The organism is Neobacillus cucumis (assembly GCF_002860255.1).
GTDB classification, from domain to species: Bacteria; Bacillota; Bacilli; order Bacillales; family Cytobacillaceae; genus Neobacillus; species Neobacillus cucumis_A.
This window is the reverse complement of record NZ_PGVE01000065.1, coordinates 70,139-92,256: the sequence shown is the minus strand read 5'-3', so window position 1 is coordinate 92,256 and position 22,118 is coordinate 70,139. Positions and strand designations below refer to the sequence as shown.

Here is a 22,118-nt window from a genome sequence, read left to right as displayed (position 1 = left end):
TTAGCTCAAAAATGTTACGTTGGCATAGTTTTAATTAAAAACTATTAATTATTGTTTGTTGACGTTTTTGTTTGTTTAGTTTTCAAAGAGCAATTACTATTATCTACCAATCTATTGATTAGCGACATTTGTTATTTTAACATAATACTTAATGCGTGTCAACTTCTAATGAAATGTTATTAATTTCTTCACTCATAAATCATTTCTCCGAAGCGACATTGATAATAATACTATCTTCACAAACAATAGTCAACTATCTTTTTGATGTTTTTTTAAACATTTACTTAGTATAAAGAATTTATAAATAATCATTTATTGGATAAACTACCTAGATAGCTATGTAAAGGAGTTGTTGTGATTATGAATACACAATTTAAAAAAGATGAAGAAAATACTAACATAGTCCCTGAACAAATAGAAGATTTAAACCAAGAGGAAAGAGTGCCCGAGTTCGATGAAATAGGAACTCCTCTAAACGGGATATAAGAAGTTAAAAAACCTTTGCACCAAGAGACATTCTCTTTTCTGCAAAGGGATCTTTCTTATTTTTTAGTTGCTTTTAAGACTATAGCTTCTCCTTGAAACGATAAAACTCGACCTTTTTCAGTGGTAACCCTGAATTTATCTAAAACTCTTTCGGATGTGCCTAAGATAAACTCAGTCAATTTTTTCTTTTCGTCTGCAGGTAGATTCATGCGATTACACCAGCTATCAAAATAAAAGGTTTTTTCAAACCGATGCCATTCAACTATCTCAAAACCCACTGACTCAAGCATACAGATCCATTCACTCTTCTTCCATGCCCGGAAATGACTGTAATCCCGCCATTTTTCTATTTTATTATAAAATTGATCAAATTCATTATCTTCAGGAACGACATTATCATCCAGTAAAAATTGTCCGCCTTGTTTAAGGACACGGAAAACTTCTTTATTAAAATCGTTAATATTAGGAAAGTGGTGTGGGGCAATCCTGCACGTCACAATATCGAAGGAATCGTTTGAAAATGGTAAATTTTCAGCATCCCCTTTTACGAAATGTACATTTTGATTCCCGTTTCCTTTTACAAACTTTTCCGCAGCTAATAACATCTCCTGAGTTAAATCCATCGCAATCACGTTCTTTACTAAAGGAGCAAAGGCATTTGCCGTATGTCCTCCACCCGTAGCAATATCCAGCAGTACTTCATTTCCTATGATTTTAGCCATCTCGATGAGTTTTTGTAAGTCCATACCATCCTTGTGAATCGAACTGCTAACATAAGAATCTGCACTCTTACCAAATTGCTGCTGAACATCCTTTTTGAGATCCATCTTTATCCCTCCAAGAATACCTTATACCTTAACTATATGTTAGCTGTTCGATAATGAAAATAAGCAAATATTTATCTACTATAATAAGAAATTCTTATTGTGGTAAGTTAAATAAGTTCAAGAGTGACCGGGCAATGGTCGCTTCCCATTATATCGCAATGGATTTCAGCATTTTTAAGACGGTCCTTTAATGCTTCCGAAACGATAAAGTAGTCTATACGCCAGCCAATATTTCTCTCACGAACTTTATTCATATAAGACCACCATGTGTAGGCACCTTCCTGTTGTGGATAAAAGTGACGGAAACTGTCTATAAACCCAGAACCGAGCAAGGTTGTCATTTTTCCTCTTTCCTCACCCGTAAAGCCCGAGTTTCCTATATTTGATTTAGGATTACGCAGGTCAATTTCATGATGTGCAACATTTAAATCTCCGCAGAATATAACTGGTTTCTTTTTATCTAGTTCCTTTAAGTGCTGAAGGATGCGATCTTCCCACTCTAATCGGTATCCGATTCTAGCTAGATCTCTCTGTGAATTCGGAGTATAGACATTGACCAAGAAAAAATCATCAAATTCCAAGGTAAGTATTCTTCCTTCATCTTCTCCATTGTCTTCTCCTACTCCATAACTAACAGAAAGCGGCTTTGATTTTGTAAATACGGCCGTCCCGGAATAACCTTTCTTTTTAGCGTAATTCCAATATTGATGATACCCTTCTAACTCTAGACTAATTTGACCTTCTTGAAGTTTCGTTTCTTGAACACAGAAAATATCCGCATTTATATCATTAAAATAATCTAAAAATCCCTTTTTTACACAAGCTCTTAGTCCATTTACATTCCATGATACTAATTTCATTTTTCATTCCTCTTCCCAATAAATTATATATATTAACCAAAATCAATATTTTACAAATAGACAGGTGACATTTTACCAGTTTCACACGATAATCGAAAGTAATCAGAATTATTTACCTTTGTTTGCCACAATAAAAAAAGGCTGCGAACGCTGCCTTTTTATGGGACAAATTGTTTTTTTGTCAATTCTCCAGCAAATAATTCTGAAACAGGAACAATTTTTATGTTCCGTTTTTTAAATTCTTCGATTGCTTGAAAAACACCTATCGAGCAGACTTTTCCCGTTACGCCCACATGGCCAATGGCAATACCATTCCCTTTTATTTCCGTTACCTTTGCTAGTCTAACCATTTGCTTTCGTACATGTGAAGATGATGAAATGTCATCGAGAAACACATCTCGTTTTAAAAGCGGCACTCCTAGTTCCTTAGCAATTTCCGGAAACTTTGTTCCAGGACTTGTCCCGCTGTCGATAATAAATAAGTTCTTTTCCTTGGCAACTTCAACAATGATCCGAACGATTTCTTCGTCCTCTACTGCACGCGACCCCATGTGATTATTCAAACCAACGGCATAAGGAACACTTTTTATAGCATCCTCCACCCGTTGTCTGACTTCTTTTTTAGACAGATCAACTGTAATCGGTTTCGGCCCCAGCCAGGACTTCTTTCCTCTCTTCGGCTCCATTGGTAAATGGACCATGACTTCAAAACCATTTTTATGTGCCCATAATGCATGGGCCCTAGAATTTTCCGTAAACGGCATAACAGCCGCGGTAATTGGGATCTCCCCTTCTAAGAAGTCCCGTACTCCACCCGTTCCTCCTCCAAAGTCATCGATAATAATTGCTGCCTTCAGATCTTTAGTCTCCTTTTTTTCCGCCGCCAAAACCTTTGTGTGTATAGGAAGTACCAAGATTAGTATAAGCAAGAGAACTAACTTTTTCATAAAGCCCCTCCAGTTGTTAACTTCAGAGTTAATTTACCCTATTATAGTATCCTTTACTACTGCTTGGACCTTTTCTGTTACAAAAAAAGGAGAGCGAATCCGCCCTCCTTTCTTACCTATTCTTCATCAAATACTTTAACTTCAACCATTTTATCGCCATTTCTCATGTTTTTAGCTGTTTCTAAACCAGAAGTAACTTGTCCAAAAACAGTGTGAACGCCATTTAAATGCGGCTGTGATTCATGAACGATAAAGAATTGGCTTCCACCAGTATTTCTTCCAGCATGAGCCATTGATAAGGAACCTGGAATATGTTTGTGTGGATTTCCTTCAGTTTCACAGTTGATTGTGTAGCCAGGTCCACCCATCCCTGTTCCCGTTGGGTCGCCCCCTTGTGATACGAAACCTGGGATGACACGGTGAAAGATCACTCCATTATAAAAGCCTTCATTTGCTAACTTTTCAAAGTTAGCAACCGTACCAGGTGCTTCATTTGAGAACAAATCAAACTCAATTTTTTCGCCATTTTCCATCAATATGTATCCTTTTTTAGCCATGAAAAACACTCCTTTATGTAAAAATCAATATTATCATACACTTTTCTATCGAGAAAGGAAAGTTTAGCCACTTATTATTTTCACTTCAATTGTGGTATAATAAGTGTACCCCCTCCTAACATTCGCTTGTTGCGGGACACTTAACCACTGTACGGACGGAGGGGGCTGGTGCTGCAATGCCAGCATCACAAAAAGCCGAGACTGCGGTCTCGGCTTTTTGTTTTAATCCATTCGTCTCCCCATCCACTCATGAAATAACACCACAATCGTAAAAAATAGTCCATACCCCAAAAAAGTGTAAAGATGGTTCCAGCTGTGACTATGTTGGAACAACCCTAATATTTCTAATAATTTTTCTATAATGGGCATTAACAGGCTGGTAAGAAGAATGACACCCGCTTTTCCCCAATTTGTTAATTCCGAAATACTCCTTAATACAATTAGGGTAAGAAAGGGAAGTCCAATTAACGTAAACAAAATATTGATTGAGAAAATCTCCGGGAACGGCCTAATAGGAAAGTGATAATAACCTTTTCCCACAAAATATAAATCTAAGTAAGTTCCAAGCAACGAGGCAAGAACTATACTTCCAAATTCAACCTTAAAAGGTAATCGCTTTTTTGGCAAGAGCTGCAAGTTCAAGTCGTTCGAGTGTTTTGCAATATTCATCTTGTATCTCCCCATCTATGATTTCTTCATCATCAATCAAGTAATCCACCACTCGCCAGTCAGTAAACCAATCCCCTATTTCCGCTTCTTTATGACTTATATTCTTCCAAGCATTTTCAAGTGTTGGGCTATACATCCTTTTGGCCCCTGGTCTTAACTGACAGGATTTCAAGTGAAGTTGATAAGGATAACCAGGTGTCCCTTCATTTACTGTATTAAAAATATGAGGCCAGTAATCTTTTCTAGAACCTGTGTGGTGGTGGCTTTTGGCCCATTCGACTGCCATTTGGTGAATATCTTTAAAAAGAATTCGATACAATTTTTTGCCAAGTACAATCCTCTCATGTAATAACTCAAATTGGTGGAGCGTTTTCCCCGCTATTTTCCCACTTCCATATGGAAAAAGAATATGATTAAACGACAGCCAATCTTGAAGTAAAAACTCAAATTTATTTAAAACATTTTTTTTAAACTTTGGATTTTGTACCACTCTTTTTTCTAGATAGCTTTGTTCATTAATAATCATCGCTATTGTTAGAATGTATGTGTTTTTATTTTTCCAAAACTCATTCCAAATCGTCTCCATAAAAGTGGAGATATTTAAATGGACAAATAAATGAAAAAGTGGCCTCCGTTGTCTAAGGCTTTCTTCGTAAAGTAAAAACTGAGGATACACATCTTGAAAAATTAGCCAATTGCCCCGCTCTAAAAATTGAAAAAAATCTTGCCGGTCTTTTCTTGAAATTAATCGTGTCAAAAATTCCCCTTTCAAATCAGTCATATTCCAGCCGCCATTTCGCGAGACCATATGCCCAAGAAAAGCCCAATGAATATCAGGGTAACGAATATAATAATCAAGATAAGCTTTTGTTCTAGTAACATTATTTAAATTAAATTCTTGAGTTTTTTTCCTGATTTTATCCAGAATAACTCCTTCACTTTTGGTGACTTGGGAAGGAGGCTGTATGAATTTACTCTTTTTCTTTAAATCTTCCGTTATCATTTCAAGCGGAGGCTTCTCTCGATTTCTGATAAAAAAAATAGCACATTACCTCCCTTATGAATTCTCTGGAGTCACCGAGAATATGTATAGGTAGATGGAAAAATTTGGGAGAGGGATGTGAAATATGATGATTGATACAAAAAAAGGTATTGATTGGATTATTGAGAAACTTCGAAAAGACCAATCTCCCAATGGCTATTGGGACTATCCATTTGAAACTGGTATCTCAACAGATGCTTATATGATTATTTTATTACGGACATTAGAATTAAATGATGAAGAATTAGTTAAGGGCCTCGCAAACAGAATTTTAAACAAACAGGAAAATAACGGAGCATGGAAGCTTTTTTATGATGAGGGAGACGGAAATCTTTCGGCAACCACCGAAGCCTATTACGCTTTGTTATATTCGGGTTACTTCCCTAAGAATGATAAACGCTTACTTGCAGCTAAGCAATTTATCCTCTCCAAGGGCGGTATTGAAGATGTAAGTATGTTTACCAAAGTAATGCTGGCCATTACCGGACAGTATACCTGGCCTTCCTATTCGCTGCTGCCAATTGAATTTATTCTTCTGCCACTTCATTTTCCGATTAACTTTTATTCGGTTTCTGTTTTCGGCAGGGCCAATTTAACCCCTATTATGCTTTTGGCAGATAAAAAATTCGAACTAAAAACAGACAAAAGCCCTGACCTTTCTGATTTACATCTAAATAGACAGGCAGAAAATCAGTGGAGCCGCACGAATGACTATCGTTCCTTGTATTCTTTTATAAAAGAAGGAGTTGAAAGTTTACTAGGCCTGCCAAAACAACTTCATCAATTAGCAATTGAGCGGGCAAAAAAGTATATGCTGGACCATCTTGAGCCGGATGGTACTTTTTATAGCTATTACAGTTCTACTTTTTTAATGATTTTTGCCCTATTATCGCTAGGCTATAAAAAAACAGATCCAGTGATTACTAAGGCAGTTGAGGGAATTAAAACAATGAGGTGTGAGATTGACGGACTGCCCCATATGCAATATACAACCGCCCATGTATGGAATACCTCATTAATTTGCTTCAGTTTACAAGCTTCAGGTGTTACACCTGATGATCCCATGGTTAAAAAAGCTAATCAATATCTACTTGAGCGACAGCATCGAAAATTTGGCGATTGGGTGATTCATAATCCTAAAACCATGCCTGGCGGTTGGGGCTTTTCCGATATCAATACCTTCAACCCAGATGTTGATGATACAACCGCCGCGCTTCGATCCATTTCCCGTATAATCCCTTCTGAAACTCAAGCTTGGGACCGCGGAATTACGTGGCTGATGTCCATGCAAAATGATGATGGAGGCTGGCCGGCATTTGAGAAAAACACCAATTCAAAACTATTGCAGTTTTTGCCTATTGAAAAAGGAGAATTCATCCTTGCAGACCCATCATCTGCCGATTTAACAGGAAGAACCCTCGAATATTTTGGTCAATACACCAATTTGTCCGAGGATTCTACAGCTATAAAAAAAGGAATCCATTGGCTATTGAGGAACCAGGAAGAGGATGGTTCCTGGTACGGAAGATGGGGGATCTGCTATCTTTATGGGACTTGGGCGGCTATTACAGGATTATCAGCGGTTGGATTTTCAATTCATCACGCTTCCTTTGAAAAAGCCATTAAATGGATCCTTGATAACCAAAACAAAGATGGGGGGTGGGGAGAATCTTGCCATAGTGACAGCAAAAAAACTTATGTCCCACTCCCTGCAAGCACATTAACAGACACGGCCTGGGCTCTTGATGCCTTGATTTCCGTGTCAGAAAAACCAACACCAGCCATTAAAAGAGGAATCACTTATTTACTTGATTCACTTGAAAAAGTCGATTGGACAACACAATACCCAAAAGGGCAAGGAATGGCAGGTGCGTTTTATGTTCATTATCACAGCTACCGTTATATTTTCCCCCTTGCAGCTTTAGTCCGCTATCATAAAAAATTCGAATGAAACAAAACATCGACGGTGTATTCTAACCGTCGATGTTTATATTAGATTAAGAAGCTCCCTGTAAATATCTACAATCTCTTGTATCTTCATTCTGACTAAACCGCTTGAAGAAGGAGCAACAAAATCAATTACGCCTGGGACAACTGACTCCATTTGTTTTCCCCAAGGAGCCGACTTTTTCCCGCTGTATTCTTGGTATACACCTTTCCCGACAAAACAAACCACCTTCGGATTATACCGTTCAATTTTTCGTTTTAAAATCTCTCTTCCTTCTTTATATTCTTCCTTCGTAATTTCATCAGCAGCCCTCGTTGGTCTCTCCACAATATTGGTAAAACCAAAACCTAATTCCAAAAGTTTTGCATCCTCTACGGCCTCATATTTTCGAGGTGTGATTCCTGCTTCATATAAAATTTTCCAAAATCGATTGTTAGGGTTGGCATAATGGTGTCCTAATTCACTCGAACGAATACTTGGATTAAATCCGACAAATAGAATCTTCAAATTCTCTGCTAAATGATCTTCGATTGGATTCACCGTTCTCCACCTCTCTTCCAAATTAACTAACTCAAAGATATTTCTTATTCTACCATACTTATTTCAGATAATTTTCAGATAAAGAAATCACGACCAACTGTATCACTTAAATTGAATTCTGCGATAAGATGTAATAATGGTTGCCAGCATTCCAATAATCGAGATAATTAACAATGAATATAAAAGCTTCGCATCCTTAAGAAGAAAGAGTCCCGTTAAAATGATAACTGCATCAAGGGAAACCATAATGACCCCTACATTCACCTTTGTCCATTTTGCAATTAATAGTGCGAGCAAATCCATCCCGCCAGGGCTTATATGATTTCGCAGCATCACCCCTACACCCACTCCAATCAAGATTGCTCCGATAATTACACTGCTTATAATCGGTAATTGAACAGTTCCATTCAAGGGAAAGAACAATTCAATCATACTGCCAGAAATCACCGCTCCTAGTACTCCATTATAAAAATAGAAGGGGTCCTTTTTTAAGGCAAATAGATAAATAGGAATATTGAGCAGGATAAACATAATACCTATTTTAAAACCCCATAAATAATTTAATAATAGACTGATGCCAAATAAACCGCCATTGATAAGATGAAACGGGAGAATAAACAGGTTAATTCCAACACTAATCATTGTGCTACCGAATCCGATTATCGCTAATTTTTTGAGCATTCCATCATTCCTTGTCCAATTACTTTATTACCACTTATATGATAAAAGTACGGACTTCATTCAACTAGATATTTAGTCCTTCGAATAAAGAAAAAACAGGAATCGTGTGTGACCCTGTTTTTAAGCCGTTTCTATATACCCTTTTTTGGTTTCCTTATTTTCTTGCTTAATGACACTAAAATAGTAATAAACGGCAGTATCCATAAAAATAATGCAAATGGCAAATATTCAAACAGTGGAATGCCAACAATCGTGCTGCACATAATTGCTAAAACGCTCCACGGCACAATACCTGGAAAAAGCATGGTGGAATCACCCATGACTCTTGCTAACTCTTCTTTTCTATAGTAACGGGACCAATGCGGGAGAAAGGACCTTCCAGTTAATATAATTGGAAGTGTCTGATTCGCAGCAATTAACGTAATAATAAGTGTTGCTAAAAGCGTTTTTAGCGTGTCGACGCTTAAATTGTGTGAAGATTCCAGCCACTTATCCAAATAGGGCTGGATGACATTTAATTCCTCCAAAAGGCCATTATATGCACCAGCCACAGCTAAAAATAGGAGCAATTGGTACATATGAATAAAACCACCGCCAAGCCCCTCAATACCGTGCCAAAGTGACTCGGCAAGCTTGGGCCATGAAGTGCCGGACATTAAAGAAATCCATACTGCTGATAAAATACTAGACAGAAACGCATAAATAATACTCACCCGAAAAAGGACAAATACAACGAGAATGATTGGCGGGATAAACTTCACGAGTGAAAGTTTATTCCAAATCAAAGGATCTGTAGTAAATTCTGTCTTGCTTATAAAATGTGCATCTATTATTCCATAAAAACCAAGACAAACAACAATGGCAGTGATGGTTGTCAATAGCATCGCTTTCCACTGCCTGTTTACCGGTACCTCAACCGTATGGGAAAGTAATTGGTGAGCGCTAGAGAACGGTGATGTTCGGTCTCCAACAAAAGCCCCGGAAACTAACGCTCCCGCAACAATCGGTATGGGCAGATGGAGGACTCCTGCTGTCCCTATTATTGGTACACCAATCGTACTCAATGTGCCAATCGTCGTCCCAAGAAGCATCGAAAAAATCATGCTAATAAAGAAAGATAGAATAAGAAAATGATGTGGATTAATAAAACTCAGTGCTATATTGACCATTTGTTCAATTGTTCCCGACAAGGACCAGGAAGGAAGCAAAAAACTAACTAAAAATAAAATGACAATCACAATTCTCGTTTTATATACACCCATTAAACTCATTTTTATTGATTTTCTAAAAGATAAAGTACTTTTTATTGAGAAGGAAAATAAAACAACATAGCCTGGAAGAAAACCTATTACCAGTGGTTGATGAGCAATTACTGACCAAACGACCCCCAAAATGGTACTAACAAGAAGAAACAAGACTTGTGCAAACGAAAATTTTACCGCCATATGAAATCCACCTCTAAAAGTAACAACTTTATTGATTTTATTGAAATAACTAAACTCCTCAGCAGCTTCGCTGAGGAGTTTAGTTTTGGAGCTTAAACTACTTCATCCAATTGTGCGTAAAGCTCGTCACGTTCTTTTTCTCTACTCTCTATCTCCTTATATATTTTCTGGAGTAATGGTAACTCACTTTCCAAGTCTAGCTTCTTTTTTAGGGCAGAAATGTCACTTTCAATTTCTTCAATTCTTTTCTCTAACTCTACGGTTAGGTCCTCTTCCACCTTTATTGCCTTTGGCATAGTAATTTTTCCAATTACTTCCTTAGTTACAGCTGGGTTACTTCCGGTCTCCTCCAGTTTCCCTCTTGCCCAATCAAAATTCCCGGCAAAATATTGGAGGCGCCCATTTTGGAGCCAATATATTTTATTAAATAATTTATTTAAAAAATATCTGTCATGTGAGACCGCTAAAATCGTACCATTAAACTGTTCCAACGCTTCTTCAAGGACTTCGCATGAATCAATATCCAAATGGTTCGTTGGTTCATCCAGGATGAGCAAGTTGATGTCTTGATACATCAATTGGGCAAGCCGCAGACGCATTCGCTCACCGCCGCTCAGCTGATTGACTTTTCGGAATACAGCAGGACCATAAAATAAAAATTTTGCTAAAATATGCCGTGCTTCCCCTTCATTGACCACTGCGTCTGATCGGAATACATCAATGACCTGCTCGTCACCTATATCTTGAAATACATGCTGTGATAAATAACCCACTTTCACATTACTTCCAACTTTGACAGACCCTTTATCTGCTTCAATTTCTTTAAGAATCATTTTTAAAAGAGTCGATTTACCTGAGCCATTTTCGCCAACAATGGCGGTTCGATCTTTATATTGCACCAGCATATTTACTTCGTCAAATAACGTACGAGCTCCAAAGATCTTAGAAACCCCCGCCAGTACAATGACATCTTTCCCACTCCGATCTGATGCCTCAAAGTCTACGGCCATTTTTTTAACATCCATTTTAGGACGTTCAAGTTTTTCGATTCGATCAAGAGCGCGCTGCATATTCGTGGCCCTTTTATGAAGAGCCGCACTTGGAGGATTGGACCGGTTGGCCCAATCACGAAGACGCTTGATGGCTTCCTTCATTTTTTTTATCTTCCTCTGCTGTTCTTGATATTCTTGAAATTCTCGCAGCAGTCGTTCTTCTTTTTCTTTTACGAAACCACTAAAATTTGTATGATATAAATCAACTTCCCCGTCTTCTAATTCAAGCACCTTTGTCACTACCTCGTCTAAAAAGTAACGGTCATGCGAAATCAGAATAATCGTTCCTCTATACTCCTTCAGGTAGGAACCCAGCCATTCAATCGCTTTTAAATCAAGATGGTTAGTCGGCTCATCCAGAAGTAAGAGGTCCGGTTTTTTCAATAAACTTAACCCAAGTCCCACCTTGGTCTTCTCTCCTCCGCTTAAAGCTGCAAAAGTCTGATCCAGCAATTCTGTAATATTTAATCCAATTGCAATTCTTTCTAATTCGGCATCCATTTCATAACCGCCATTTAAAATAAACTCATCTTGCAGTTTACCATACTGATCCATAAGTCTTTGTAAGTAGATAGGAGCCCGCTCGCACCCCATTTCAACTTCTAACTCTTGGAGCTTTAATTCGATGTCTGTCAATTGTTCAAAAGCCGTTTTAAGAACTTCCCTAACCGTTAAACTTTTAAAATCAGGGATTTGCGCCAAATAGCCGATTCTCAGTCCCTTTTTCCAATGGATAACTCCTTCATCCACTGTTTCCTGATTAGCCAGAAGCTTAATTAAAGTCGTTTTTCCTCCGCCATTCCGGCCTACCAGTCCAATCCTGCTTCCTTCATGTACTTCAAAAGATAAATCTTCAAATATCGTATGACCGCCAAATGATTTTGATAGATGATTTACACTACAAATGATCATGTTCATTCTCCTTTTTCAGGTATTTATGAACATCTCTTATACGCAAAATAAGCCGCGGGCATCTTTTTCCCTCGGCTCATCTATGGACATGAAAAAAGAGTGCATCCGATGCACCCTCTCATACCTATTTATGGTGGGTAAAGAGATGTATTATCGTTCTAATTTTTTCCATATGCAGTTTCTAAAAAAGGGCAGACTTCCCCCTTGGATAACTACTTCATGAAAAATCGCACGATAAATAGTAAGCGCTTCAAGCCACTGTAAGCGTGCAAAATTAGAACGTTTCATCTCTTCCCACCTCCGTTTCATACAAGTTACTTTTATTCTAAATATTTTAAGAATGAATTGCAAGCCCATTTTACCTGACTTATCTAAAAGATGAATTTTATGTTAATGCAGGTATTTTTTTCTAGAATTAAATCTTTTTCGGAATACAAACTTTCGTAAATCATCATCCTTTAAATTCCCATCATAAATCGAAAACAATAGTGATTGTAACTCCGGATAATTATTCATGATAAAAAGAGCGAAGTCCTTCCTTTCGCCCTTCATTTTTACTCTAAACTCTTCCTGTTTAACAATTTCCTTCAGCTGCTTTTCATAATATGCCTTTGTATCTTCCCACTTTTCCTTACGACTTTCCAAAGTGTCACGGGCATACTCCGGTAATTTTTCGATAACCTGATCAATATAGCCCTCTGACCACATAATCATTTTATCCTTTTCAGGCAACTCAAACACCATACTCATCAGTTCAAGGTCGTCTCCTGCACTTCTGCCTGCATGTTTTCCTACCCGATTCACTTTGTTCACCTCTTGGTTGTTGTGATTAAGCCTCTGTACTCAATGAATTTTCAATATCATAACTCTTTTTCTTCTTATCAAGCCATGTTTCATATTCTGAATCTACTTTTTGGTCAAATAAGGTTTCCTTTATTTGAGCCTTGCTGTCCTCATAGTTTGCTTCTTTTGCTGCCTTTTTAGACTCAACTTTAATGATATGATATCCGTAATCCGTTTTTACTGGGTCACTTATCTTGTTGACAGGCAAGGAGAAAGCAACATCTTCAAATTCTGTGACCATGGTTCCTTTTGAGAAATAACCAAGCTCTCCTCCATTATCCTTAGTTCCTTCATCCGACGAGTATTTTTTAGCTAAGGTGGCGAAATCCTCGCCATTATCAAGTTTTTGTTTAACTTCCTTTGCTGTTTTCTCGTCTGCAACAAGAATATGACTTGCCTTTACTTGCTCGGCCGTAGCAAAAGAATCTTTATTTTCATCAAAATACGTTTTCATTTCCTCGTCAGTTATTTTAATGTCTGGTTCCATTAGTTTCTTTAGGATAATATAATTCTTTAAGTCCTTTTTAACGGCAGCAAGAGTTGTATTATTGCTCTCAAGAGCTTGATTAAATCCATCCTCTCCACCATACTGTTCTTTCAACTTGCCGATTTCCTCATTCAACGTACTATCAGAAACAGTCACTTTTTGTTTTTTCGCCTCTGCAGCTATAATTTTATCACTAATAATTTGATCAACTGTTGCCGAACCGTATTGCTCAACCATTTTGTCATAAAGTTCATCCTTACTGATTGTTTCACCGTTAAACTTTGCTACAGCTTCATCCTTGGTTAAGGTAAAGGTTAGGAAAACTCCTGCTGCGACTATGAACGCCATTAGTAGAGCGGCCATTAATTTATTTTTCTTTATCCATGCCATTCCTTTCCCTTCATCCTTCCGTCTTGGCTGTTATTTTTGCAGTTAACGTGATAAGTTTTCCATCACGATACACTCCGAATTTGATTGTGTCTCCGTTTTGCACTTTTGTATATAAATATTTTCTTAATTCCGATGAATTAGCAATTTGGGTCCCATTCATAGATACAATGACATCCTTAGGCTCGAATCCAGCCTTCGCTGCAGCAGAATTGTTGTCAATATTCATAACTAGAACACCTTTTGTCACATTCTGAGGCAAACTTTGATAGTATATCTGTGGTACTTGGTCTAGGTCTGCTAAACCAACGCCAAGATATGGACGATTAATTTTCCCATTTTTAATTAATTGGTTAACGATTGGGATAAAATCATTACTTGGAATCGCAAAACCTAAGCCTTCTACCCCGGTTTCAGAAATTTTCAAACTGTTGATACCGATAACCTGCCCTTGAGTATTAATTAAGGCACCGCCGCTATTTCCCGGATTTATTGCTGCATCTGTTTGAATAACATCGGTATCCCAATTTCCTGCAGATGTTGATACAGAAATGGTACGGTTAGTGGCACTAACGATACCTTGTGTTACCGTTCTGGATAAATCAATTCCGAGTGGATTTCCGATGGCATAAACGGTGTCACCAGGTCTTAATTTTGATGAATCTCCAAAGTTAGCGGTAGTTGTTACATACTTTGCATCAATTTTTAATACGGCTAAATCGGTTAACGCATCCGTTCCAACGACCTCAGCAGTCGTCTTTTGGCCATCATATAATGAAATTTCAAGCTTAGACGCCCCTTCAACCACATGGTTATTGGTCACAATATAGGCGATGTTATTACTTTTTTGAAAAATAACCCCTGAACCAGAGCCAGTTTCCACATTCTGTGAAGAATTAGATTCAGAATTCGAATTACCCCAGAAATCAGTTGTCGTTTGCTGCTGTTGTTGCTGATAATTTACAATCCCTACAATTGCTTTAGATAACTTTTCAACCGTGTCCGCTACGGAATTAGTAGAAACCGCTGTAGGCTGAGCCGTGACTGGTTTAACCGCATTACTATCGGTCGTGCCGTTAACCTCTTGACTTTGATTATTTTGATTAAAATTGTTCAAATAATCGGTGTGAGGCAAAACGGCTAGGGTTAATACAGAACCAATGACACCTGCAGCAATGGTTGATACAAATCCTCTTGCCTTGTGCTTTTTCGTTTCTGTCTGAGAGTTGGAACGAGTTTGTTCACGATCAGGGAGAACAAATCTTTCCTCTAAACTATTTGATTCATTCCTATCATCAAAGGATTGTTTTACATTATTGGCGGAGTCTACAGAGAAGGTCTCATCTACAGCATTTACACTATTCTCTGAATGGCTTTCATCCTTCATTTTTTCTAGTGAATTTTCTTCTGAATTTGTATTATTTTTCATCTCAGATGAGTTTGGTTGATTGTTTTCGAATTCATTTTCATTTTTGAAATCCATCTTAATCGATCTCCTTTAATCTATTTCTTACCTTGTCTATACTTTAACTCACAAATCTTAACAAATTATTAACAAACTTTAACGAGTTTAAGAAAATATGAGAAAAAAAATGAAAAAGCTGCAGAAGGCTGCAGCTTTTTCAAATTATTGATTTTGTAATCGAATGGTAAATTTCGTTCCTTTTCCTGCTTCACTTGTCACATCGATATCTCCGTTATGAAGCAATACTAATTGTTTCACAATCGAGAGACCTAATCCAAATTCACCATATGGAGTGCTTGTTCTTGAAATATCTGCTTTATAAAAACGGCGCCAAATATTTTCAATTTCTTTAGGATCAATCCCTATTCCCGTATCTTCCACTTCAATAATCGTTTCATTATCCTCTTTTCTTCCGCGAAGGAGAATCGTCCCGTCGGTCGTAAATTGAATACTATTTTTTGTAATATTGATTAGTATTTGAATAAGACGGTCATAATCAGCCGATACCATAATCTCCGGTTCGGCCTCTACGATTATTTGGTTGTTTTTCTCTTCTGCCAGCATACTCAACTGATCTTGAATTACTTCAAGCACTTCTAACAATTGAATATCTTCTTTAAATAATTTAATTTGGTTTGATCGGATTTTTTCATAATCCAGATTTTCATTTACAAGACGAATCAGCCTCTTCGCCTCTTGACTCACTAAATTAATCCCGCGTTCCTTATCTTCTTCAGGGATCATATTATTTTTCAACCCTTCAATCACACCGCTAATCGTCGTGAGAGGAGTGCGCATCTCATGTGAAACATCTGCCATAAACTGACGTCTTCTGTTTTCAAGACTTTCAATTTCTAGCATCGATTCATTAATTTTATTTACCATGTGATTAAAATCATTAGCCAACTCACCGATTTCATCGAAATTAGATGAATTTACTTTAACATTATAATTTCCTTCGGAAACTTGAGAGGTCGCTTCACGGAGACGCTTGATCCGGTGTACATGTATCCTTGATAAAAACCAACTCTGTAAAAAGGAAACAGCAAAGGCGATTAAAATAGTATACAGCAGATATTTATTTAGTTCTGAAATCATCTTACTTGATCCGCTAATGGGCGATGTTAACAGAACACCACCAAAAAATCTTCCGTTTTCTGTATATGGCAATACAACAAAAGTGACCCCTTCTTGCCCAAATCGTTTATAATCACTCTGAACAATCAAGGTCTTCCCCTTGGTTACTTGATCCCATTCCTTTTGAGATAGATTTTTTATGGCTGGACCATGCTTATTGACCAAATAAAGATGACCATCCTGGTCGAACATACTAAAACTCATCTTTCTAGCTGCCAAGACATTGCTGTATTGATTAAGTACATCTTCTGAATCTAGTGGTGCAGCATCTCTTAAATCAGAAATAATCGCCCTGCCATAGGAAATCAGTTCATCGGATTTATTTTCATAAATCAGGTTTTCAACATAGTGGGCAAATAATAGACTTAACAATAAAAACGCGACAATTATAATACTTATATGACTAAAAAACTGTTGATAAAAATATTTAAACTTCATCTGCTTTGACTGCGTCATCGAATTTATATCCTACTCCCCAAACCGTATGGAAAAAAGGCTGTGACGTTGTTTCCACTTTTTTACGCAGACGTTTAATGTGAACATCAACCGTCCGCTCGTCACCGTAAAATTGATATCCCCATACACGTTCTAGTAATTGTTCACGAGAGAAGACTTGACGAGGATGTTCTACCATATAAGAGAGTAAATCAAACTCCTTTGGTGTTAAATTTGTCACTGGTGTCTCATCTACAACTACTTCCCTCGTTATTTTATTAACTTTAAAATGATCCGTTTTAATTACATTATCTTGCTCTTTATGCTCTTGACTCTGTACTCTGCGAGTTACCGCTTTTATTCTGGCCATTAAGGTAAGTGGACTAAATGGCTTGGTTACATAATCATCCGCTCCCATTTCCAAACCTAACACCTGGTCAGATTCACTATCCTTCGCAGTTAACATAATAATTGGAACCGTAAACTTCTCTTCGCGAATTTTCCGACAAATGGTTACTCCATCCATGCTTGGAAGCATCCAATCGATAATAAGAGCATCCCATGTTCCGCTTTTAATCCGATTGTATCCTTCTAATCCATCATTAATAAATTCGCCTTCAATACCCTCCTTGGCAAAAAACATTTCAATCATCGAGCAAACACTTTTATTATCTTCGATCACTAATATTTTCACAGTCATTCATCCCCTAGCAAAAAACTATTTCTTTTCCTTAGTTTAAACGAATTTTTCCGCATATCAAACCTTCTGCCCAATTATTCCCGACTAATTAATAGTTTGTTCATAATTTATTAATAATTGAATTTAATACAGAAATGCGGAAGCCCCTAGGCGCTGAAGCTGGCCAATTTTCTAAGCAATTTAATACTTTTTTATCCATGAAAAAAGGAGCTTGAAAAAATTCAAGCCCCTCTTCCTATAACACTTTTACAGCCGAACCTGTAAAAAGTGAGATCGCATTTTCTCCGAGCATTTTTGCAATCTGTTGTTCGGTTACACCTTTTTCTCTAAGGTCTGGAAGAATATTTTCAAAAATATGACTAGGATGCCAATTCTCCATGATTTTCGTTACTTGCTCATTCATCACAGGCGGCCGCCCCATCCAAATATTTACACTGTCATGTGCTAATAAGATCTGGTCTTCGTATCCCTCTTCCAATAGGGAAAGTAATGTTGTGATCCTCTCCTGGTCAAGCGGTGCCCCTACTAAGACTTGAATCCCAAAGCGGTCGAAGCCGATTCGTACTCCTTGATCCATAACTTCTTTATGATATTCCGGATTAGTATTCCCGCACATATGGCCGATAATAATTTTGTTTGGATCTGCACCGAGATCAATCAGCATTCTTGCCTGTTCCGGTCCCATCGTTCCTTCTTGTGTATGAGTTAGAATCACGATTTCTGTCTCCTGTTGGACCCGTGCAGCGGCTCGGAAGAACATCTTTTCATATTCGGTGATTTCATCCTTGCTTGAGGCCAGTTTGATTATCCCCGGTTTTATTCCTGTTCCGGCAATGCCTTCAGTAATTTCTGTCATAAACATTTGATAGATGTCTTCTTCGGCCGTGCCTAACCCCTGTCTAAATTTAAAGTATGGAGTTGCCCCCTCTCCTTCATAATAGTATCCAGTGGCACAAATAATTTGCAAACCAGTGGATTCCGAAATTTTTTGCAAAAATAAAGGATTTCGGCCACACTCATTTGGGGTAGGATCGACCACGGTTTGGACACCATAACTTTGCATTTGTCTAGCAATACCAATAGCTGCTTCTAGGGCTTCCTCTTCATTAAATGCACCAAGTGTAACATCTCCATGAAATCCTGGGTAGCCAAAAATAAAGTGTTCGTGAATAAGCGTTTTTCCAATTCTGTTAACGGGTATTGGACCTGTTACGGTTTCAACTGTTTTCATTGATTGGGTCACCCTTTCAGTTTCTTTAAATCGTGGTTCAACAAGTTACACTTGGTGCTTGCTATTACGGCTCTAAAATCAGCTTGCCCTGTGTTTTTCTAGATTGTAATAGGGTATGGATCTTCGCCGCCTCTTCTAATGGAAAGATGCCGCCAATCGTCAGTTTTAATTTTCCTTGACCTAGATAGGAGAATAACTCTACTAAACTAGGCTGAAGAAGTTCTGGCTTTCTCATAATCTGTGGCAGGAAAAATCCTATGACGGATTGATTTCTCGCCATCAGTGTAGAGGGATAGAACCGGCTTTGTTCCCCGCTTGCGGCTCCAAAAATAACGAGGCGACCGAATGTAGCGAGACATTTAACTGTTTTGTTAAATACCTCTCCGCCAACCATTTCTAGTGCAACATTTACACCTCTGCCACCGGTTGCCTCAAGAACCTTCTGTTCCCAATCATGTTCTGTATAGTTAATCAATACATCAGCACCCATTTCACCTGCTAGGGCTAGCTTTTCTTCTGAGCTTGCAGTAGCAATTACTTTTCCTGCCCCAAACAATTTGGCAAGCTGCACCGCTATGGTCCCAACGCCGCCTGCTGCGGCATGTACCAGTACACTTTCCCCTTTCTCTAAACGGCCCATTGTTTTTAATATATGATAGGCACTTAAACCTTGAAGCGGCAAAGCTGCTGCGGTTTGGAAATCTAATTGTTCCGGAATGGGTATAACCGATCGCTCATCTGCAAGAGCAAAATCCGCATATCCTCCTGATTCAATTAATGTCACGATCCTTGTACCAGGCTTTACTTTTGAAACCTGATCACCTACTTCAGTTACTACACCAGCAATTTCAGCACCGGGGATAAACGGCAGCGGGGTTTTCACCACATATTTTCCTTCCCGTCGGGCGGTGTCTGCATAGTTGACTCCGATAGCTTTAATTTCGATTAATACTTCATGACCTTTCGGCACGGGTTTTTCAATTTCAGTAAGTTTTAATACCTCTGGTCCCCCATATTCCTTTAGCTGTATGGCTCTCATACCTTTCACTCCTACTTCCCTTTAAAGGCTGGTTTTCTTTTTTCTTTAAATGCTGCTATCCCTTCTTGGTGGTCCTCCGTTTGAACCATAAGTGTTTGAAGGAGCCGTTCCTGTTCAAGGATTTCCTCAAGCGTGGAGGTAAATGCTTGATCTATTAATTTCTTCTGTTTCCCGTAAGCCTTTCCTGGGCCATGAGCTAATTTTAAAGCCATTTTTGTTGTTTCCTCGTGAAGTTTTTCTAATGGGAAAAGATAATTAATTACCCCTAATTGATATAGGCGCTCAGCAGGGATTGGCTCTGCTGTAAAAAAGAATTGTTTTGCCAAATGGGGTCCGATTAGTCTAGGAAGTAAATAGGAACCACCTCCGTCAGAAATGAGGCCCACCTGTGAGAAGCTTAGCGCAAACTTACTTCCCTCTGCGGCAACAATTAAATCACATGCAAGAGCTAAATTTACTCCTGCTCCTGCTGCAAAACCATGAACAACTGCAATTATCGGCTTTTCGGTCTCTTTCATTAATAAAATCAATTCGTTCAGTTTCCCTATATGTTCGTATACTTGAAGCCCTTTTGCCTGCCCCATGGTTTTTACATCGCCGCCCGCACTAAATGAACGCCCCGCTCCAGATAAGACAATAACCTGGATGTCTTCGTCATTTTGGGCCTGTTGGAGTGCTTCCTTTAATCCCAAGATCATCTCTGGGCTAAAAGCATTTAAGCTATCTGGGCGATTTAAAGTTAAGGATAAGACAGGTCCCAGCTTTTCAATCAGTAAATGTTGTTGTGCCATAATTAAATTCCTCCCTGTTTGGTGGATTGTAATGTAAACTAACTTTCATTGACTATTTAATCGTTTTTTTCTCCTTCTTGGGCAATGAAACCCTATTTAATCAACCACCCTCCATCGACAAGCAAATCCGATCCTGTCATATAGGATGCTTCAGGCGAAGACGCGAAAGCGATTACATTTGCGATCTCATCGGGATTTCCTACCCGACGTAACGCAGTATTCCTTTGAATCGCCTTTACAAACCGGTCATTTTTCAATCCATGCGCTGTTAAAGGCGTATCGACAAAGCCTGGTGAAACTGAGTTTACTCTGATTCCGTAAGGCGCTAATTCTAACGCCAATGATCTTGTAAAATTTATCACTCCTGCTTTTGCCGCACTGTAGTGAGGAATTTCTGCCCCTGCCTGGTGTCCGGATAACGAAGCTACATTTACAATTGCACGGTTTCCTTCCTCGCGTTTGGCCCCTTCAACCATGATTTTTCCTAGCGCCTTCGATACCAAAAAGACACTTTTTAAATTAACAGACTGCACTTCGTCCCACTCTGTTTCGGACATCTCCAAAATACGAGTATTTCTAGAGCCTCCGGCATTGTTGACAAGCACGTGAAGATCACCATAATGCTGTTGAACATATTCTGCTAATTCCGAAACATCTTCCCCGTCGGTACAGTCCGCTGTAAAAATTTCAGCCATCGGAATCCTGCTTTTCCCATTAATGGTTTCTGCAGTTTGTTCGAGTTTCTGTCTTGTTCTCCCAACAAGAATTACTTTGGCCCCTTCACTTGCAAGTCGAAAAGCCACTGACCGGCCGATGCCGCTTCCAGCACCCGTCACAACAGCTATGGTTTGCGCAAATCTCATCTACCTTCCACCTCTTTATCCAAATACTGATTTAGCGGGTTAATGATGATTCCACCGTTACCCTGCCCTCTATTAAGATAGGTACAATCGAGGTAATCCCCTTAGATGCTGCAACCTTCAAGTCAGCATTCTGGTTATGTTTTTCTAATAGACTGCCAACATAGGAATCAAGCAATATTTCGTAGGCATCCTCTTGTCCGCGGTAAAAATATAGGGCTGTTTTTGCCGCATCAGTTAATTCATATTTACTATTCATTAGAAGACAATCAATCAAATGTCCGGCACCATAAAAATCTTCTAAACTTGTTTCACCCGAATTACCCGAGCAGATAATCAGGATTGTCTGGTCATCCGTCACATTCTTAAGAGCACTGGCGACAGCCGGATTGTTGAGCAGTGACCCTATATAGACCTTACTAGCCAGTGCAGACCTTCTTAAAGCGACTGTCCCATTAGTAGTCGACAAAATTAAGGTCTTCCCTTTGATACTCTCCCGAATGAATGTAGGGCTAGGATAAACGAAACCGGTAATTGGTTTTGCATCAAGTTCACCAGCTAGAATATATTCGTCCTCTGAATACTCTTTTGCAGCTACCAATGCTTCATGGCTATGCAAAACAGGAATGACTTCCTTTGCCCCATCCTTTAATGCCGAGACAATCGTTGTGGTCGCCAGAAGAACATCTAAGACCACTGCTACTTTATTTCCAACTGCCATTTTCTCTTCCTTAATGTCTTCTTTTTTCATAAGCAGGTGAATCTTCGTCATTCCTA

At 38.5% G+C, this 22,118-nt stretch carries 23 protein-coding genes; 2 read left to right on the top strand and 21 right to left on the bottom strand.

Going from position 1 to position 22,118, the window contains the following annotated elements:
* Positions 1 to 360: 360 nt before the first annotated feature.
* On the top strand, positions 361 to 486 hold the full coding sequence (locus CVD27_RS28835; RefSeq protein ID WP_257984424.1) for a hypothetical protein: 126 nt from the start codon (positions 361 to 363) through the stop codon (positions 484 to 486).
* A gap of 56 nt (positions 487 to 542) precedes the next feature.
* On the opposite strand, the gene CVD27_RS18375 is transcribed toward CVD27_RS28835, so the two are convergent.
* The 6 genes from CVD27_RS18375 to CVD27_RS18350 form a co-directional block, all read right to left on the bottom strand.
* Positions 543 to 1,313 (bottom strand): class I SAM-dependent methyltransferase, encoded by a 771-nt coding sequence (locus CVD27_RS18375; protein WP_101649358.1) that lies wholly within the window; start codon positions 1,311 to 1,313, stop codon positions 543 to 545.
* Positions 1,314 to 1,420: 107 nt separating this feature from the next.
* Positions 1,421 to 2,173 carry an exodeoxyribonuclease III gene (locus CVD27_RS18370; RefSeq protein WP_101649357.1) on the bottom strand — a complete coding sequence of 251 codons (753 nt, stop codon included), beginning with the start codon at positions 2,171 to 2,173 and terminating at the stop codon, positions 1,421 to 1,423.
* Positions 2,174 to 2,331: 158 nt separating this feature from the next.
* Positions 2,332 to 3,120: a divergent polysaccharide deacetylase family protein gene (locus tag CVD27_RS18365; protein ID WP_101649356.1), complete on the bottom strand. Its 789-nt coding sequence runs from the start codon at positions 3,118 to 3,120 to the stop codon at positions 2,332 to 2,334.
* A gap of 116 nt (positions 3,121 to 3,236) precedes the next feature.
* A complete protein-coding gene (locus CVD27_RS18360) occupies positions 3,237 to 3,677 on the bottom strand; it encodes a peptidylprolyl isomerase (protein WP_101649355.1) in 441 nt (146 codons plus the stop codon).
* Between the two features lie 222 nt (positions 3,678 to 3,899).
* Complete coding sequence (locus CVD27_RS18355) at positions 3,900 to 4,346, bottom strand: CBO0543 family protein (RefSeq protein ID WP_257984423.1); 447 nt, start codon at positions 4,344 to 4,346, stop codon at positions 3,900 to 3,902.
* Positions 4,279 to 5,349 carry a DUF2515 domain-containing protein gene (locus tag CVD27_RS18350; RefSeq protein ID WP_101649354.1) on the bottom strand — a complete coding sequence of 357 codons (1,071 nt, stop codon included), beginning with the start codon at positions 5,347 to 5,349 and terminating at the stop codon, positions 4,279 to 4,281. Before CVD27_RS18350 ends, CVD27_RS18355 begins: the two co-directional genes overlap by 68 nt.
* A 124-nt stretch (positions 5,350 to 5,473) precedes the next feature.
* Here CVD27_RS18350 and shc point away from each other — a divergent pair, with 124 nt between their 5' ends.
* On the top strand, positions 5,474 to 7,339 hold the full coding sequence (gene shc, locus CVD27_RS18345) for a squalene--hopene cyclase (protein ID WP_101649353.1): 1,866 nt from the start codon (positions 5,474 to 5,476) through the stop codon (positions 7,337 to 7,339).
* A 36-nt stretch (positions 7,340 to 7,375) separates the two neighbouring features.
* On the opposite strand, the gene mug is transcribed toward shc, so the two are convergent.
* The 15 genes from mug to CVD27_RS18275 all read right to left on the bottom strand — a co-directional run bounded on the left by mug (position 7,376) and on the right by CVD27_RS18275 (position 22,113).
* On the bottom strand, positions 7,376 to 7,876 hold the full coding sequence (gene mug / locus CVD27_RS18340) for a G/U mismatch-specific DNA glycosylase (RefSeq protein WP_101649352.1): 501 nt from the start codon (positions 7,874 to 7,876) through the stop codon (positions 7,376 to 7,378).
* Positions 7,877 to 7,978: 102 nt separating this feature from the next.
* Complete coding sequence (locus CVD27_RS18335) at positions 7,979 to 8,557, bottom strand: YitT family protein (protein WP_101649351.1); 579 nt, start codon at positions 8,555 to 8,557, stop codon at positions 7,979 to 7,981.
* Between the two features lie 131 nt (positions 8,558 to 8,688).
* Positions 8,689 to 10,002 carry a Na+/H+ antiporter NhaC family protein gene (locus CVD27_RS18330; protein WP_101649350.1) on the bottom strand — a complete coding sequence of 438 codons (1,314 nt, stop codon included), beginning with the start codon at positions 10,000 to 10,002 and terminating at the stop codon, positions 8,689 to 8,691.
* A gap of 92 nt (positions 10,003 to 10,094) precedes the next feature.
* Complete coding sequence (abc-f, locus tag CVD27_RS18325; protein WP_101649349.1) at positions 10,095 to 11,966, bottom strand: ribosomal protection-like ABC-F family protein; 1,872 nt, start codon at positions 11,964 to 11,966, stop codon at positions 10,095 to 10,097.
* A 150-nt stretch (positions 11,967 to 12,116) separates the two neighbouring features.
* Positions 12,117 to 12,254, bottom strand: coding sequence for an RAxF-45 family protein (locus CVD27_RS28255; RefSeq protein WP_180960343.1), 138 nt, complete (start codon positions 12,252 to 12,254; stop codon positions 12,117 to 12,119).
* 102 nt (positions 12,255 to 12,356) lie between these two features.
* Entirely contained in the window at positions 12,357 to 12,770 is a 414-nt protein-coding gene (locus tag CVD27_RS18320; RefSeq protein WP_101649348.1) for a hypothetical protein, read from the bottom strand.
* Positions 12,771 to 12,795: 25 nt separating this feature from the next.
* Positions 12,796 to 13,686, bottom strand: a complete 891-nt coding sequence (locus CVD27_RS18315) for a peptidylprolyl isomerase (RefSeq protein WP_101649347.1) — start codon at positions 13,684 to 13,686, stop codon at positions 12,796 to 12,798.
* Between the two features lie 10 nt (positions 13,687 to 13,696).
* A complete protein-coding gene (locus tag CVD27_RS18310; RefSeq protein ID WP_101649346.1) occupies positions 13,697 to 15,166 on the bottom strand; it encodes a S1C family serine protease in 1,470 nt (489 codons plus the stop codon).
* A gap of 144 nt (positions 15,167 to 15,310) precedes the next feature.
* Positions 15,311 to 16,741, bottom strand: a complete 1,431-nt coding sequence (locus CVD27_RS18305) for a sensor histidine kinase (protein WP_257984421.1) — start codon at positions 16,739 to 16,741, stop codon at positions 15,311 to 15,313.
* A complete protein-coding gene (locus CVD27_RS18300; RefSeq protein ID WP_101649344.1) occupies positions 16,713 to 17,414 on the bottom strand; it encodes a response regulator transcription factor in 702 nt (233 codons plus the stop codon). Before CVD27_RS18300 ends, CVD27_RS18305 begins: the two co-directional genes overlap by 29 nt.
* A 241-nt stretch (positions 17,415 to 17,655) precedes the next feature.
* Positions 17,656 to 18,651: a phosphotriesterase family protein gene (locus CVD27_RS18295; protein ID WP_101649343.1), complete on the bottom strand. Its 996-nt coding sequence runs from the start codon at positions 18,649 to 18,651 to the stop codon at positions 17,656 to 17,658.
* Between the two features lie 64 nt (positions 18,652 to 18,715).
* Entirely contained in the window at positions 18,716 to 19,690 is a 975-nt protein-coding gene (locus CVD27_RS18290; RefSeq protein ID WP_101649342.1) for a quinone oxidoreductase family protein, read from the bottom strand.
* 11 nt (positions 19,691 to 19,701) lie between these two features.
* Positions 19,702 to 20,481: an enoyl-CoA hydratase/isomerase family protein gene (locus CVD27_RS18285; protein WP_101649341.1), complete on the bottom strand. Its 780-nt coding sequence runs from the start codon at positions 20,479 to 20,481 to the stop codon at positions 19,702 to 19,704.
* 92 nt (positions 20,482 to 20,573) lie between these two features.
* Positions 20,574 to 21,344, bottom strand: coding sequence for an SDR family NAD(P)-dependent oxidoreductase (locus CVD27_RS18280; RefSeq protein ID WP_101649340.1), 771 nt, complete (start codon positions 21,342 to 21,344; stop codon positions 20,574 to 20,576).
* A gap of 31 nt (positions 21,345 to 21,375) precedes the next feature.
* Positions 21,376 to 22,113 carry a 2-phosphosulfolactate phosphatase gene (locus CVD27_RS18275; RefSeq protein ID WP_101649339.1) on the bottom strand — a complete coding sequence of 246 codons (738 nt, stop codon included), beginning with the start codon at positions 22,111 to 22,113 and terminating at the stop codon, positions 21,376 to 21,378.
* Positions 22,114 to 22,118: the final 5 nt, after the last annotated feature.

Excerpts from the sequence above, each read along its gene's own strand:
- CVD27_RS28835 (WP_257984424.1), top strand. The coding sequence starts at position 361 with ATGAATACACAATTTAAAAAAGATGAAGAAAATACTAACATAGTCCCT.
- CVD27_RS18375 (WP_101649358.1), bottom strand. The coding sequence starts at position 1,313 with ATGGATCTCAAAAAGGATGTTCAGCAGCAATTTGGTAAGAGTGCAGAT.
- CVD27_RS18370 (WP_101649357.1), bottom strand. The coding sequence starts at position 2,173 with ATGAAATTAGTATCATGGAATGTAAATGGACTAAGAGCTTGTGTAAAA.
- CVD27_RS18365 (WP_101649356.1), bottom strand. The coding sequence starts at position 3,120 with ATGAAAAAGTTAGTTCTCTTGCTTATACTAATCTTGGTACTTCCTATA.
- CVD27_RS18360 (WP_101649355.1), bottom strand. The coding sequence starts at position 3,677 with ATGGCTAAAAAAGGATACATATTGATGGAAAATGGCGAAAAAATTGAG.
- CVD27_RS18355 (WP_257984423.1), bottom strand. The coding sequence starts at position 4,346 with ATGAATATTGCAAAACACTCGAACGACTTGAACTTGCAGCTCTTGCCA.
- CVD27_RS18350 (WP_101649354.1), bottom strand. The coding sequence starts at position 5,349 with ATGATAACGGAAGATTTAAAGAAAAAGAGTAAATTCATACAGCCTCCT.
- shc (WP_101649353.1), top strand. The coding sequence starts at position 5,474 with ATGATGATTGATACAAAAAAAGGTATTGATTGGATTATTGAGAAACTT.
- CVD27_RS18335 (WP_101649351.1), bottom strand. The coding sequence starts at position 8,557 with ATGCTCAAAAAATTAGCGATAATCGGATTCGGTAGCACAATGATTAGT.
- CVD27_RS18330 (WP_101649350.1), bottom strand. The coding sequence starts at position 10,002 with ATGGCGGTAAAATTTTCGTTTGCACAAGTCTTGTTTCTTCTTGTTAGT.
- abc-f (WP_101649349.1), bottom strand. The coding sequence starts at position 11,966 with ATGATCATTTGTAGTGTAAATCATCTATCAAAATCATTTGGCGGTCAT.
- CVD27_RS28255 (WP_180960343.1), bottom strand. The coding sequence starts at position 12,254 with ATGAAACGTTCTAATTTTGCACGCTTACAGTGGCTTGAAGCGCTTACT.
- CVD27_RS18315 (WP_101649347.1), bottom strand. The coding sequence starts at position 13,686 with ATGGCATGGATAAAGAAAAATAAATTAATGGCCGCTCTACTAATGGCG.
- CVD27_RS18310 (WP_101649346.1), bottom strand. The coding sequence starts at position 15,166 with ATGGATTTCAAAAATGAAAATGAATTCGAAAACAATCAACCAAACTCA.
- CVD27_RS18305 (WP_257984421.1), bottom strand. The coding sequence starts at position 16,741 with ATGACGCAGTCAAAGCAGATGAAGTTTAAATATTTTTATCAACAGTTT.
- CVD27_RS18295 (WP_101649343.1), bottom strand. The coding sequence starts at position 18,651 with ATGAAAACAGTTGAAACCGTAACAGGTCCAATACCCGTTAACAGAATT.
- CVD27_RS18290 (WP_101649342.1), bottom strand. The coding sequence starts at position 19,690 with ATGAGAGCCATACAGCTAAAGGAATATGGGGGACCAGAGGTATTAAAA.
- CVD27_RS18285 (WP_101649341.1), bottom strand. The coding sequence starts at position 20,481 with ATGGCACAACAACATTTACTGATTGAAAAGCTGGGACCTGTCTTATCC.
- CVD27_RS18280 (WP_101649340.1), bottom strand. The coding sequence starts at position 21,344 with ATGAGATTTGCGCAAACCATAGCTGTTGTGACGGGTGCTGGAAGCGGC.
- CVD27_RS18275 (WP_101649339.1), bottom strand. The coding sequence starts at position 22,113 with ATGACGAAGATTCACCTGCTTATGAAAAAAGAAGACATTAAGGAAGAG.